Raw genomic sequence first — 13,515 nt, 5'->3', positions numbered from 1 at the left:
ATGGACATCGAAACCGTCAATAACCAGCTTTCGCAAATGGTCGAAAAGGCTGGCAACGAGGTCCAGTCGAAGCTGACTGCCGCCGACATGAACGACCCGGCGCGGATGCTCCAGGCGCAGTTTGCGATTCAGCAGTATTCAACCTTTGTCACTTATCAGAGCGCGGTGATGAAAGCGGTCAAGGACATGCTTTCAGGGATCATCCAGAAGATATGAACATCCTTGAGCGCGATGTCTGCCGCATTGTCTGTGAGACCGGCCTGGCGGCGGTCAATCACGGTTTTGTCGAACAGGCCGAAACCATTCGCAGCGCCCTGCCTCACCTGGTGAACGAACCTGCGGACCTGCGGATTCTGCAAGCGACCTTGCTGATCGGTCTATCGCGCAGGCATGAAGCGCTGGCGTTGTTGGCCGGCGACGCCTCGGACGAAGCCAACACGCTTCGGCGCTTGATCGAAAGCGCTTCCCTGGAGGCGCCAACCCTCCCTGCGCAGCCCTCCCACCCCCCTCAACTTGCCTGAGACCTCCCCTATGGAAATCGAAGCTGTCCGCATGGCCGCACTCCACGCGCCGAAAGATCCCGCGCCCTCGCCCCCCACAGCGACCGATATTGCCGCCTTCAACCAGGCGTTGTTCGGTCAGGCGCAGAACCCTCCCGAGATATCGGCCATCAGCCAATTGCAGAGTCAATCCAGCACCTTCAGTAACACCGTGGCAACGGCCCGTGAAAGCGTGCTCGACAGTCCGTTGAAAATGCTCTCTGCCCAGTCGAACATGTTGCACGCCATCGTCGAAGTCGACCTGATCGCCAAAACCGCCGGCTCTCTTGCCCAAGGGGTGAACAAGCTGGTGAGCATGCAATGACCGGGGGCTGGTTGCGCCTGGGCTGCATCGGCGTGCTGATGCTGATGCTCAGTGGCTGCAAGGTCGAGTTGTACAGTGAGTTGTCCGAGGCCGACGCCAACCAGATGCTGGCGCTGTTGTTACTCCGCAATATCGATGCCAGCAAGGAAATCGCCAAGGGTGGACTTGTCACGATCAAGGTCGACAAGACGCAGTTCATCAATGCCGTCGAACTGTTGCGCCAGGAAGGACTGCCACGTGAAAAGGTCGCGACCCTGGAGAACCTGTTTCCCTCCGGCCAACTGGTGACTTCACCGGTTCAGGAACACGCGAAGATCCTCTACCTGAAAGAACAGCAGCTGGAAAAAATGCTCCAGGCCATGGATGGCGTGATCAGCGCCCATGTGTCGATTGGCGAAGGGATCAGCCAGAACCCGCGCGAGCCCGCAAAGCCTTCGGCCTCGGTCTTCATCAAATACAGCCCCGAGCGCAATCTGCTCAATAGCGAAACCGCGATCAAGAGCCTGATCTTCAACAGCGTGCCCAACCTGCAGACCGAGAACATCAGCATCGTCCTGCAGGCCGCCGACTACCGCTATCAGCCACTCCCCGAGCAGCCCGGGCCAGGCACTGCGCCGCTCACCTGGCTCGAGCGCAATCGTCTGCCGCTCATGCTCCTGCTGGCTGCGTTGGCGGTACTGATCCTGGCGATCACGCTTGGCAAATGGCTGCGGTCCAGACGCCAATGACCCTGCTAGCCATCGACCAGAGCGTGCAGCACTTGCATCAATGGGGCTGGAAACCAGGCAAGTGGATGCATGAAGGCTGGTGGTCCCACCTGGGGCTCGCGCCCTGGCGCGCGGTCTACCACAGTCGCCCGGCCTGTCGCCCGAGTATCGACCGCTTGATCCTGCGGCACCGCGGCATCACCTGGACCTCGTTGCCCGCCGGCCTCGACGCCAGGCAGCAGGCCATGCTCGCCCTGGAGCCGCGCTTGCCCCAGCTAGTCATCGCCCTCGGGGTCGTGGCCCTGAACTGTCCCGATCACTTGCTGCTCAAAGACCATCGCCAGGCACTTGAACCCTACCTGGATGAACGACACTGCGAGCATCTGCTGGCCTTGCACCGAGGCTGGAGTCACACCGAGCCGGCCCTGCCCGCAGAAACCCTGGGCCAGGCTGCCTTGCACGCCGGTACCCGCTGGTGGTTACGCGATGTCGAACCAGCCCCGCTCAGTGATCTGCTCAGCCTGCGTTTGCCGCCGGTTGCCGATGCCCTGCTATCGGTCCGGGAAAACGCGATCCACTGGCTGATCAAGCTCGGTCGTTTTTTATGAACCCACTCAATATCCCCTGTATTGCCCTGCAGGGCAGTACACCCCACGCCCTGGTCATTCCTGGCGCAGAGCTGGCGCAATATTTCAACGCCACCTCGTTGCTTGCCCAGGCCCGCGCAGAAGCCGAAGCGCTGCAACGGCAGGCCCGTGAATGCCTGGCCCAGGCCGAGGAACAAGCCCGGCAGATTCGCATTCAGGCCCGGGATCAAGGCATTGCCGAGGCGGCCAACGAACGTGAGGCTTTGCGCCAGCGCCTCATCGAGGAAACCCTGGACTGGCATGTCGCTGAAACCGCTCTGGAAGCCACCCTGGCCCAACACCTCGACACCCGGCTACGCGCCCTCGTCGCCCAGGTCCTGGAGGAGTTCATCGGTGAGCAGGATGCTGTCGAGCTGATGGTTCGACGCGTGCGCCAGCGGCTCCTGGCGTTTCTTGCCCAGGGCGCTCTGACTGTCCGGGTCAGCGCCGATTGCGAGCAGCACGTCCGACACACCCTGGCCGACTACCCTCAGGTCCAGGTACTCGGCAGCCCTTCGCTGGCGAGGACTCAGGCCTTGCTGGAAACGCAGCTGTTCACCCTGCGCATCGATCTCGACGCCCACCTTCAATCGCTCCTGTCGCGTTTGCGGCAGGTCCCGCATGAGCCCCCAGCCGATGATTACCAAGACCGACTCCGCCGGCATCAAGCCGACAACGCTGATTCAGAACCCGGCGCCTCTCCCCCTGCCCGGCGCCACACAAGTCTTCCCAGCGCAATCAGCCCTTGAACTGGCGCGCACCGAATTCGATATGCAGGCCACGGGTCTTGATTTCATGCCCACCGAGGTACCCGGCGATGCATTGTCCGAGACCCTGGAGAACATGGGGTTTGCCCTTGGCTCCTATCGGCAGGCCACAGGTCGCGGGACAAGCGATGGCAAGTCTGAGCGCCCGCGTACCCGCGCCATGCTCCAGCAACTGGTCAAGCACGTCACGGCAACCGCCCCGGCGCAAATGGAAGACCTGCAGAAACACACAGCGGCCATCGATGAAGCCTCGGACCTCCTGGCATGCATGGGCGATAAAGGGCTCGATGCGGGAGAAATGGCCCTGCTGCTGGGGTCGGCGCTCGGGCGGAAAAACCTCGGTGGAGCACAGCGTAAACGCCTGGAAGAGGCTCTGTCCGCGGTGATGGAGGATGACGAATGGACCTTGAGGCTCTTCAATCGCCTGGAGTTCGGCAGCACCGGCAAAAACAGTTTTCTCGCCCTCAAGCAGCTCTACCAGCGTGCCACTTCACGTCGTACGCGCCTGGTGCAATGGTTCGAAGAGTTCCGCCAACTGCACGATCGCCGGCGCAAACTGAAAACGCTGATCCGTACCCTGGCTTTCGAACTCTCGGCTGAAGGTCCGGCCATGGATGCCCAATTGGGCGCGGTGATCACCGACCTGAAACGCATCATGCTGTTTTTCGGCATGGAAGATCATTGTCACCGCGTTGCCCGCACACTGGCTATCGACGGCCTGGATGGCGATGGGGTCATCGGCACATTACTGGAAATCGTCCAGCAGTCCTGGATGCATGTGGACTGGCTCGAACAACAGACTTCACGCCAGGTGCCCGACGCACGCGGGCAATACGCTTATGTGCGGCAAATGGGCGAGCTGGTGAAGTTAATGACGGATGAGTGCTTCGAGGATGATGAGCAACGCAAGATGATTACCGAGGTGTTTTTCGAGTATCAGGAAAAACTCTCGGACGAAGGCCTGTGACAACCGGCCGGGCCCGGAGCCATTTGGCCTTCTATGGCCTGGTTCAGCGATGCCAGGCTGGCACCGCTGGGTTGGATATGACTGAGCGGCAAACCCTTCATGCCCATACTCCCGAAATTGAAGAATTACCCACGCAAGTGTTCTCCAGGGGCACTTTTTCAGGTCATGAAAAAGTCCCCGTCGTCCCCATTAAAACAAGCGGAAATGCCCCGCCGTCATGCCGGACGAGTCCAGATGAATATCGGCAGTCACGCTCTCTCCAAGTTGGTTCATCGCCTGCTGGAAGGTCTCATACTGGCGTTTATCCTCGGCGATCCTGACCTCTGCCGGAATCGATGTGTCATGTCCACGACCGGCCCGGCGCTTGACGGTCTCGTCAAATTCGCAATCCAGGCGCACCAGAACATGGGTGGCATCCTTGACCAGATGGGGGGTGGAAATGCCTTCGATCAGATAGGTTTCGCTCACCGGCACCTGGACCTGTTTGTGTGGGCCGCTGGCGTCGCGCTCTCCCCGTGGAAAGCCGCCAATCATCACCCCTTCGCGATAGCTGCTCGGCAACGGATAGCTGAACTCGCGCCCTGCCGAGAGGGCCTCTAGAAGCTGCTCTGTCAGTTGACGATTGAACGAGTCGGCATGGCCGTGAACGACAGGCCACTCCGCCACTGGCAACCCCCGGTTGGCGGGTATGGCACTCAGTTCCGAGAAGGATTTCAGGAAGTGGTCGGTCTTGACCGACTCGAACTGCAATGCCTTTTCCTGTAGCGCGCCCGTCAACACCGACTTGCCGGATGCCGAAGGGCCGGCGATGAAGATGATCATGGGTTTGCCGGGCTGCTGCTTCTCGTTGATTTTTTCCAGAATGAGCGCTGCGACTTTTTCGGTGCTTACCACCGTACCTGGACGCAGAGGCGCGCCAATCCCGGCCGCGCCTTCAGACTTTTTTACAGTCGTGCCCTCAAGGGCTGCGGAGGCTGTTGACGGTGCGACGCCCCCCATGGCTTTGGTCGCACTTTTTTGTTGCTCTTCGGTTTCGAAGTTCACGTAATCGTCCGGGAACTTGAAGTGCGATTCCATCGAGGACCAGAAGTCCTGGTTCTGCTGCTGGCCCTTGTCCCAGATCCGCTCTGAAAGCGACAACACATCGTTGCGCATCAAATGCGGCTGTTCCTGAGCCTGGCGCACCACGGTATCGACATGCCCGCGCAATCCGTTGGGGCCGGTCGCTTCGATCGTGCTCTTGTTCGGGCGGCTGAAATAGCGATCACCCCGGAACTCGTTGCCCTTCAGCGTCTGGTAGTCCTCACCGATCTTGTCGATAAAGTCGGCGAGCATCTGGCTGCCCGGGTGGCTGGCCAGCAGCGCGTTGGCAAAATATGGCGTCGCACTGCCACTGGCTTCGTTCTTGCCTTCGGCCAGCCCCACCAGCATCAGGTTCGGATGCGCCTGCAGTACGCCATTGAGTGGCTGCATGCATTCCAGGTCGATGTCTGCGTATACGCCACCGTGTTCGTGCAGGATCTCATAGCGGGCAATGTCGGATGCGGCCGGGTAGGCGCCATTGCGGCCGATGATTTCATGCTGGTAGGCGTCCTTGTTCTTGAGCTGGATATCACTGCGATTGCTCAGGTCACGGATCTCGATGTTTTTGACATCACCGAATTTTTCCTGCAACGCGCTCAGTTTCGCGGTATCGCGTTGCGGATTGCTCGCACAGCGGTCCCAGGATTTGACGGTCTGGTCCAGGATCACACATTCGGCTTGCAGGAATTTGTCGTCATTGCCGCGCGTGAGCTGCTGAAATGCCGCCAGCACTTGACCCGCATTCTGTGGGGTCACCTTGGCGGCGCCCGGCAACAACTTCTCTTTCCAGGACTCGTTACCCTTGGCCGACAGCTCTTTGTTCAGTTCGCTCAGTGCCTGCTTTTGTGCCCCCAGGTTCAGCAGCGCATCGGTGTTGCCCAGGGTGGTCTTGAGCTGGCTGAACAAGCCGCGCAAAGGTTTCTCGGCCTGATAGTCCGGAAACACCTTCTCGGCCTCTTGTCGGGCGGTCTTGTTGATGGCGTAAGCATCGAACTGTTGCGAGTCCACCCATAACATGACCGTACTGCCCGGGTTTTTCTCCGCCCATTGCCTCAGGTATTTTTCCTGGTCGCCGCCCGGTTGGGAGCCAACCCAAACCATATGGATATTGGACGGGACCGTCTTGAATTCACTCTTTGGATAAACTTCGGAAAAAGCCTTTGGGGCCTGGGCGGCATCGACACCGGAAGTAGAGGCTACCGACTGTTGCGACAGCACAGGGGCGTTATGGATATGCATAGGAACTCCTTGGCAACAAGATTGAGCACGCAAAAGAGATGAAGAGATGCGGAACGACCCAGGCTCGGAAGTTATTCAATAACGACCCACGATGAGTGGTTACCGAGGTTCAGGTCAGAGGATCAGAGTCTTCCGTTTTCATGCACTTTCGCAGCAAGTATCAGTGTCACCAGATTGCCCCCCGACAACTTACGACTTTATCGGTTTTATACCGGTTTTCACCGCGCGCCCCCGATGCCTTGCATGGGCGAGTGATACCGCCCCCACAAGATCTCGATAACCTGCGCGGCACTGGCGCAGGCATTGGCGCATTGTTCCAGCGCCTGGAACCGCGCAGCAGGTTGTGGCTGACGCAATTGTCCGCGCACCCGGTGTTCGGCCTGTCGCAGGCTGTCGAGCAAGTGCCGGCGCAATATGCCCTGGCTATCGGCGAACAAGGCATCTTCCAGATAGGTGATACGGGCCATTCAACTTCCTTTTTCAATCGGCTGATTCAGAGTGTCAGTGGCAGCGATATCAGCTCTTGATCCTTGAGCAAGGCCATCGACAAGCGATCGAGCGCATAAATGCGGTAGCCGCTTGGCAACACACTGCCTTGCTGCAAGCGCATGCCATTGGCCAGTTGGACATAGGGGGAATCCACATTGCCGCCAATGCCGACAATCGATGAGGGCAAGTAGCGTTCGGCCGAGGCCATTCCCGGAATGTTCTGGAAAACCGCCGGCAAGCGTGGGGCACCGTCGCGATTGAAGGCCTCGAGCACTTCGGTCACGGCGGCCAGGCGCTGGGCATCCAGTTGACCGCTGACCCGCAAGGCCTTGTCGGACACCCTGACACTCAAGCCGCCCAACACTTGGCGCGCCGTCAGCCGGGACAACAAGTCATCGAACAGCAGCGCCTGGTCATTGACCACCCGCCACCCCTCCAGCGCCTGAATCGCCCGCAGCTGGGCGCTGGTGCGCTGCCATGTGGTGTCCGCGACGATATTGCCGAAAATCACCACGCGATCCAGTCGCTCCCCGCTCTTGACCTCGACATCCCGATAACCGTTCAAACTCAGCACCGAGCGCACACTGTCTAACAGGCTGTCGGCGCAAACGCTCTCGTCATACACCAGCAGCCCCCTTGCGCGCAGCTTGGCGCGCAAGCCGGCGACGCTGGACGAGGAATGGCACAGGCCCTTAAGGACGAAGCTACCCTGGTTACCCCGCTGGACACTCAAGCCGGCGAGCTGCGGATCCTTCAATTGCGTGGCCAGCCATTCATCCTGGTCCGGGACCGGCACCCTGAGGGTCGGTTGCCAGGCCAGCAGCCCCATGGCCAACCCCAGCCCACAGACCGCGGCCAGGGCTCCCCAGTGCCACACCGACGCTCGCGCCGGGCCAGGCCGCGTCAGGCGCGCAGGCACCCCCGGCGTGGACAGCTCATCGCCGGACCGGCCCAGTACAAAAGCCTGTCCGGCAAGATCGATCACCCGGCCCAGCGGCAGTGCCTGTTCCAGGTCCCAGGGCTGCCCTTCGACCCAGGCAGGCGTCGCGCAGGCCAGCCGGATGGCCTCCTCCTCGATCGACAAGGTCGCCTGGGCATCCTGCTCAAGGCACAGGGCAATGTCCGAGTCCGGGCCGCCGATCCGTAGTTCGCCCACGGGCAATGCCAGCTCACGGCCAGTTAACGGCCCGTTCAGCCACTTGAGTTTGTAGGTACGGTCCATCACTGGCCCATCAGGGTTGACGCCAAGGATCAGCTTGGATCAGAAACAGACGGACCGTCTGGCGGTTGATCTTCTGCGTCGATCTGAAGAGCCGGCCAATGAAGGGAATGTCCCCCAGCAATGGGATCTTGCGCACGCTTTCGCTTTCCTCATCCTGGACGAAACCACCCAGCAACAAGGCTTGGCCGGCCTTGAGCAAGGCATGGGTGGAAATTTCCGAATTCAACGTCTGGGGCAAAGGCTCTCTCTGGCTGATCGGGTCGGTTTGTCGCCCGTCCTGGATAATCAGGGTCAGCATGACTTCCTGTTGGCTCCCTTCACCCACCACTCGCGGGGTCACGCGCAGTAGCGATCCGGCCGATATGGACTCCAGCTTGGCGACATTTTCCGCCACCAGCTTGGTGTAGAAGGTGATGTTGCGATCAAGCACGGCCTGCATGTTGTTCAACGTGACCACCGAAGGGCGCGACAAAATGCGCGCCTTGGCGTTCTGCTCCAGGGCATTGAGGCGGATCATGAAGTTGCCGGTATTGGCGATCACCGTAGAAAAATTGCCGGCATCAAAGCCTTCCCCCGTGTTCAAGCTGACCCCTACCCCACCGATGCGCGCGCCCCCCGACCAATCGATCCCCAGGGCGCCGAGGTCCTGGGAGTTGACGTCGATGATCGCCACCGAAATCTCGACCAGCGATGGCTTGTGATCAAGCTGGGTAATCAGGTCGGCATACAGCGGCAGGTTGAGCTGGCGATCGCGCACCAGTACCGCATTCTGTCGCGGGTCGGCGGAAAACATGGGCAGGCTCCGGTCATCCGATGAGGGTTCACCCTGATTTTCCTTGAGCGGCAAGGTTCGTCCCTGCGCCATGTCCTTGAGCACCGACACAACCCCCGGCACCACTACCTGCTGGTTGCGATAGGTGTATTGGGTGTCGGCGGCGGCGGCGTACTTCAAGGCAAACAGCTCGATGCCCTCCTGGTTACGCTCGCGATTGAATTTCTGCTGATCGAGCCCTTCGGCCAGTCGCGCCACCCGCTCCATGCAGGCGGGGACACCCTGCACTTCCAGGGCATTGGAGCTCGGGACACTGCGTACCCGGCAGTAACGCTTATCCAGGATGCCGGTGGACTGCAACTGGGCCATCAAGGTCTGTACCGGCAGATACGCCGGTGTCAGCAATCGGCTGCCCACCTCCTGCGCCTTGTAGACATGAATCGTTTGCCCGTCGTAGTACCAGGCAAGCTGATAGAGCTGCGCCAGGTGTTCGAGCGTCTGTTCGGGCGTGCCGCCGTCCAGACGGCCAATAAAGGATTCGCCTATCTGCGGGCTGACGATCACCGGAACCCGATAGTTGGCCCCCAAGTCGCGCAAGACATCGGCCAGCTTGGCGCCACGGGTGTTCAAGAAGAAAGCGGGGGCGTCCTGGGGCGCAATCGCGCCGTTGGCACCCGGGGTTACGCACAAGACCGCCATTCCCGCCAGGCAGCCTTTCAGCCACCTCATGCCAGGCGCCCCAGGGTGCGGGTCTCGGTGGGCGCGGGGGGGGACGCGCCCTGGGTGGCGAACCAGCAGGCGATGGACAACTGCTGTTGCAGGCGCGCCTCCAGTTCCCAGGGTGGGCACTGGCTGTCATGGCGGCGAATCAGGAAAACTTCCTCACCGTCCAGTAACAGACTGTCGTCCAGGCTCTCTGGTATCGATGCCAGCCACAAACTGGTGCGAACCAGCCACTCGTCATCGATGGATGGGCATTCGATCGCCAAGGCAACGCACAGCCCCAAAGGGTATTCCCAGCACCATCCGCGGACACCGGACAGGGTCATGTGCCAACGCTGCCCCACTCTCGACTGCATGCGAATGGTTTCAAGTCCAGCCAGGGAAGATGGAAAATTCATAGCGTTATCGATGAAGGGAATTGCACGATTTTGTCAGTTTTGGAAAATTTCTGAATCCGGTAATGACCTGAACCCTATAGCCTTCGCGCCCCAGCCCCTAAAAAAGTCAGGTTTTTGATCATGCTGTCCTATCTGCAAACTACGCCTGCCCCACAACGGATCCTGATCGTCGAAGATCATTACTTGCTCATCTACGGCATCAAGATTCTGCTTTCAGCGATGCCCTGCTACGAGGTCGTCGGTGAAATCGTCGACGGCCTGAACGTGTACGCGGCCTGCCAGGAGCTCAAGCCCGACGTGGTACTGCTCGACCTCGGCCTGCCCGGCATGGACGGCATCGATGTCATCCGCCAGTTGAAACGACGCCGACCCGAGCTGACCATAGTGGTGGTCACCGCTGACGCCTCCGAGCACCGCGCCNGGCCGCGGGCGCACTCGCCTACATCTTGAAGAAGAGCTCCCAACAGGTACTGTTGGCCGGCTTGCAAACCGCCATCGCCGGCCAGGTCTTCCTCGATCCCGCGCTCAACCTGGCGCACGTCACCAGTGCCCCGAATGTCGGCGGGCAGGGCAACCTGACCACCCGGGAACGCCAGATACTCAAGCTCATCGCCGAAGGCGACCGTAACCGGGACATTTCCGAAAAACTCTCGATTACCATCAAGACGGTCGAAACCCACCGCCTGAACCTCATGCGCAAGCTCGATGCGCATAACATTGCGGACCTGGTCAACTGGGCGTGCCGCCTGGGTATCCACTGAAGGTGTGTGACGGGCCTAATGGGTCTTCGGCAAAATCAACCCGCGCAGGTAGCCGATGTCTTCACAGCTCAGCCACTCGCCGTGGCTGACCCGGGTCTCCTGGTCCTGCGCCCATGTGTGCACCCGATCAAGTCCGCCCTGGCCGGCACACCCCTTGAGCGTGTGCAGCAGTATCAGCAGGCCTGCGCGATCCTGTTTGCGGCACGCGGCTTCGATATCCCGGTGCACGATCTCCAGCGTTTCATAGAACCTGGCGCGCAGCGAGGTGTCCGCAAGGTTGAACAGCGGTTGCTGCAACTTGCGGTTCGGTGCCAGGTCGATGCCCCGCGCCAACTGCAGCGAAACGACCTGTTCGACCCCGCTCGCCAGTTGCTCCAGGCTGACGGGTTTGGCCAGGTAGCCATTCATCCCTGCGGCCCGGGCTCGATAGCGCTCGTCGGGCAGTGCATTCGCCGTGAGCGCCATGATGGGGGTGTCCGGGTCAAGCATCCCGCTGGCCATGTCGCGCCAGAGCCGGGTGACTTGCAGGCCGTCCATGTCCGGCATGCGGATATCCATCAGCACCCAATCGAAGACATGGGTTCTGCCGCAGTGCAACGCTTCTTCCCCCGAGGAGGCCGAATAGGCCAGGTGCCCGAGCTCCTGGAGCATCTTGCCGACGATATCGCGATTGACTTGCATGTCATCGACCACCAGGACCTTGAGCGCCCACGCACAGGGGGCAATCGAGGCCGGTTCATCGCCCGGCAGCTTCTCCTCGAACAGAATGGCGCTGACCTTCTGCCACAAGCGGCCGGGCAGATAGACCAGCTCGGGCATATCGAGCAAGGGCGAGTCTCCCGGCTGGGCTTCGATGCCCCAAATGGCCAACTGCGTCTGCAATGCCGCCGGGGCCGGCAGCCGGGCTGAAAAAGCCAATGGGGGTTCACTGGGATCGCATATCGGTAGCAACAGGGTGAAGGTCGATCCTGCGCCAACCTGGCTGTCGAGCAGGATTTCCCCGCCCATCAGGTTCGCCAGCCGCGATGCAATGGCCAGTCCCAGGCCGCTGCCGTTGTCATGGGCGCGCACCTGGATGAAAGGCATGAAGATATCGAGCTGATTCTCTTCCGGTATGCCTTTGCCGGTATCCCGCACCGCGATGACCAGCATCTCCGCCCGCCGTTCAAGCCGGACGCAGATCTCGCCCTGCGCGGTGAACTTTACGGCGTTGGCCAGGAGGTTGATCAGGATCTGTTGCACGCGCACGCCGTCGAGGGACATCGAGCGAGGCACATTGGCCGCCACCAGGGTTCGCAGCGACAAGCGTTTTTCCTGTGCCCGCAAATTGATCGTCAGCAACACCTGATCGAGCATCGGCAGGATCGCCGTCTGCTCGTAGGACAACTCCAGCTGTCCGGCTTCGATTCGAGAGAAATCCAGCAGGTTGTTGATGATGCTCAACAAAAAGCCGGAGGACTGGCGCGCGGTGCCGATCAGTTCCTGCTGTTGCTCGGACAAGCCACTGCGCTCGAGCAGGCTGAGCGCGCCGACAATGCCATTGAGCGGCGTGCGTATCTCATGGCTGATGCTCGTCAGGTGTTCGCTCTTGCGGTGACTGGCCCGCTCGGCGATACGCTTGGCCACGTCCAGTTCGCGGGTTCGACTCCTGACCTTGTCTTCCAGTGTCTGGTGATAGGCATTGAGGGTCTTGAGCAGCGTGTTATAGGCGCTGGCAATGCGGCCCAGCTCATCCTTGCGCCCTTCCGGCAATCGATAGCTCAGGTCGGTGAGCTGTTTCTGGCGATGGATGAGCTCGACGATATGACTCAGGGGCCGGCCCAGCTGACCCTGGAGAATCAAGGCGATAAACACCAGTAACAACAACTGGGCCAGCAGCGTCCAGGGCGCTGTCGACCCCAGCAACGGCAGTACCCGGTCCATCACCACATCACCGCGGGCGATGGCGGACAACTGCCAGGGCGGCCCCTTGAGCAGCGTACAGTCGACAATGAAACCGGCCATTTCCATGGCCTTGCGCTGGCAGTCCGGTTGCACGCCCTGGGCGGCAAGCAAGGCGCTCTCCTCCCTGTTGTCGCTCCATAACAGTCTGCCGCCGGCATCGCGCAGGATGTACGAAAAGTCATATTTGCGCGCGTTCAGGTCGTCGATCCGCAACAACTGCCCGGCGGTGATCCCCGAACGCGCGTCAATCGCGGTCACAGCGCTGCGCAGGTGCCCCTGGCCATCCTCGAACACACTGCCCCAGCAGTTGTCGCTGGTGGTCGATCGGTACTGACGCGACAGCAGCGCATGCATCTTGGCCTGCATGTCGGCAGCCGTCTGGCCCTCGGGGCGGTAGAAAAGCACGCCCTGTCCCGGCACCAACAGAAAGGTTTCCGTCCGGTTGACCGAGTCCGAGTTGCCAAAGATCTCAATGACCTGGCCAGCAACGGCAATGCGTTCCTGGTCCACCTCGACCCCGTCGAAGGGGACGAACACCGTATGTTTCAGTTCGTTGGTCTGGGTACCCGGCAGGCTCGCATTCCTGAGCAGCTCGCTCCACAGGCGCAACAGGGTGTTAACCCTGACCTGGGCCAGCTCATAACGACGATTCTCTTCCTCGGCCACCCCGTTCAGCTCCCAGTCCAGGTCTTCCCTGACTTCGACCTCGGCCTTGCTGTAGCGGTAGTAGAAACTGATGGTCTCGGACAACAGCCAGAATGCGCTCATGGCGCAGGTCAGGGTGACGATGACACTACGGGTCAGTGAGGCTTGCCAAAGTTTATGCATGTGGATAACGGTCTCGACAGGCTGCACAACGCGCAGCACACAAAACGATACGCCACGAGACAGGCTTGATAAATCAGGTGAAGGCCCGATAGCTCGAAGGTCCGCCGACTCGGGATCATTGCCGC

15 protein-coding genes are annotated in these 13,515 nt (G+C 60.6%); 9 read left to right on the top strand and 6 right to left on the bottom strand.

Features of this window, described 5'->3' with window-relative positions; all coding sequences use genetic code 11:
- From sctF to sctW, 7 genes are read left to right on the top strand one after another with little or no spacing between them, the layout of a single operon-like run.
- The gene (gene sctF, locus ACTJKT_RS28360; protein WP_053280186.1) at positions 1 to 216 is read left to right on the top strand and encodes a type III secretion system needle filament subunit SctF; all 216 of its coding nucleotides are present in this window, start codon (positions 1 to 3) and stop codon (positions 214 to 216) included.
- Complete coding sequence (locus ACTJKT_RS28355) at positions 213 to 521, top strand: EscG/YscG/SsaH family type III secretion system needle protein co-chaperone (RefSeq protein WP_440789642.1); 309 nt, start codon at positions 213 to 215, stop codon at positions 519 to 521. Before sctF ends, ACTJKT_RS28355 begins: the two co-directional genes overlap by 4 nt.
- 10 nt (positions 522 to 531) lie before the next feature.
- Entirely contained in the window at positions 532 to 864 is a 333-nt protein-coding gene (sctI, locus tag ACTJKT_RS28350; RefSeq protein ID WP_440789640.1) for a type III secretion system inner rod subunit SctI, read from the top strand.
- Positions 861 to 1,592 carry a type III secretion system inner membrane ring lipoprotein SctJ gene (gene sctJ / locus ACTJKT_RS28345; protein WP_440789638.1) on the top strand — a complete coding sequence of 244 codons (732 nt, stop codon included), beginning with the start codon at positions 861 to 863 and terminating at the stop codon, positions 1,590 to 1,592. The genes sctI and sctJ overlap by 4 nt, the downstream gene beginning before the upstream one ends.
- On the top strand, positions 1,589 to 2,179 hold the full coding sequence (locus ACTJKT_RS28340) for a type III secretion system domain-containing protein (protein WP_440789636.1): 591 nt from the start codon (positions 1,589 to 1,591) through the stop codon (positions 2,177 to 2,179). Before sctJ ends, ACTJKT_RS28340 begins: the two co-directional genes overlap by 4 nt.
- Positions 2,176 to 2,946 carry a hypothetical protein gene (locus ACTJKT_RS28335; protein ID WP_440789634.1) on the top strand — a complete coding sequence of 257 codons (771 nt, stop codon included), beginning with the start codon at positions 2,176 to 2,178 and terminating at the stop codon, positions 2,944 to 2,946. Before ACTJKT_RS28340 ends, ACTJKT_RS28335 begins: the two co-directional genes overlap by 4 nt.
- Before the next feature lie 46 nt (positions 2,947 to 2,992).
- Positions 2,993 to 3,931, top strand: coding sequence for a type III secretion system gatekeeper subunit SctW (sctW, locus tag ACTJKT_RS28330; RefSeq protein ID WP_440789632.1), 939 nt, complete (start codon positions 2,993 to 2,995; stop codon positions 3,929 to 3,931).
- A 189-nt stretch (positions 3,932 to 4,120) separates the two neighbouring features.
- On the opposite strand, the gene ACTJKT_RS28325 is transcribed toward sctW, so the two are convergent.
- The 5 genes from ACTJKT_RS28325 to ACTJKT_RS28305 all read right to left on the bottom strand — a co-directional run bounded on the left by ACTJKT_RS28325 (position 4,121) and on the right by ACTJKT_RS28305 (position 9,815).
- A complete protein-coding gene (locus ACTJKT_RS28325; protein WP_440789630.1) occupies positions 4,121 to 6,253 on the bottom strand; it encodes a TcdA/TcdB catalytic glycosyltransferase domain-containing protein in 2,133 nt (710 codons plus the stop codon).
- A 218-nt stretch (positions 6,254 to 6,471) separates the two neighbouring features.
- The gene (locus tag ACTJKT_RS28320; RefSeq protein ID WP_440789628.1) at positions 6,472 to 6,720 is read right to left on the bottom strand and encodes an EscE/YscE/SsaE family type III secretion system needle protein co-chaperone; all 249 of its coding nucleotides are present in this window, start codon (positions 6,718 to 6,720) and stop codon (positions 6,472 to 6,474) included.
- 26 nt (positions 6,721 to 6,746) lie between these two features.
- Positions 6,747 to 7,964, bottom strand: a complete 1,218-nt coding sequence (gene sctD, locus ACTJKT_RS28315) for a type III secretion system inner membrane ring subunit SctD (RefSeq protein ID WP_440789626.1) — start codon at positions 7,962 to 7,964, stop codon at positions 6,747 to 6,749.
- A gap of 10 nt (positions 7,965 to 7,974) precedes the next feature.
- Positions 7,975 to 9,465 carry an EscC/YscC/HrcC family type III secretion system outer membrane ring protein gene (locus tag ACTJKT_RS28310; RefSeq protein WP_440789625.1) on the bottom strand — a complete coding sequence of 497 codons (1,491 nt, stop codon included), beginning with the start codon at positions 9,463 to 9,465 and terminating at the stop codon, positions 7,975 to 7,977.
- A complete protein-coding gene (locus ACTJKT_RS28305; protein WP_440789623.1) occupies positions 9,462 to 9,815 on the bottom strand; it encodes a hypothetical protein in 354 nt (117 codons plus the stop codon). Before ACTJKT_RS28305 ends, ACTJKT_RS28310 begins: the two co-directional genes overlap by 4 nt.
- Positions 9,816 to 9,977: 162 nt before the next feature.
- Here ACTJKT_RS28305 and ACTJKT_RS28300 point away from each other — a divergent pair, with 162 nt between their 5' ends.
- Positions 9,978 to 10,307, top strand: a complete 330-nt coding sequence (locus ACTJKT_RS28300; RefSeq protein ID WP_440789621.1) for a response regulator — start codon at positions 9,978 to 9,980, stop codon at positions 10,305 to 10,307.
- Positions 10,304 to 10,618, top strand: a complete 315-nt coding sequence (locus ACTJKT_RS28295; RefSeq protein WP_440789619.1) for a LuxR C-terminal-related transcriptional regulator — start codon at positions 10,304 to 10,306, stop codon at positions 10,616 to 10,618. The genes ACTJKT_RS28300 and ACTJKT_RS28295 overlap by 4 nt, the downstream gene beginning before the upstream one ends.
- Positions 10,619 to 10,633: 15 nt before the next feature.
- Here the strand turns inward: ACTJKT_RS28295 and ACTJKT_RS28290 are convergent, their stop codons facing one another.
- Complete coding sequence (locus ACTJKT_RS28290; RefSeq protein ID WP_440789617.1) at positions 10,634 to 13,390, bottom strand: two component system sensor kinase; 2,757 nt, start codon at positions 13,388 to 13,390, stop codon at positions 10,634 to 10,636.
- Between the last annotated feature and the right edge of the window lie 125 nt (positions 13,391 to 13,515).

It is taken from the genome of Pseudomonas sp. 22526 (genome assembly GCF_052044735.1).
Lineage (GTDB): Bacteria > Pseudomonadota > Gammaproteobacteria > Pseudomonadales > Pseudomonadaceae > Aquipseudomonas > Aquipseudomonas piscium.
This window is presented reverse-complemented; position numbering and strand designations above follow the sequence as displayed.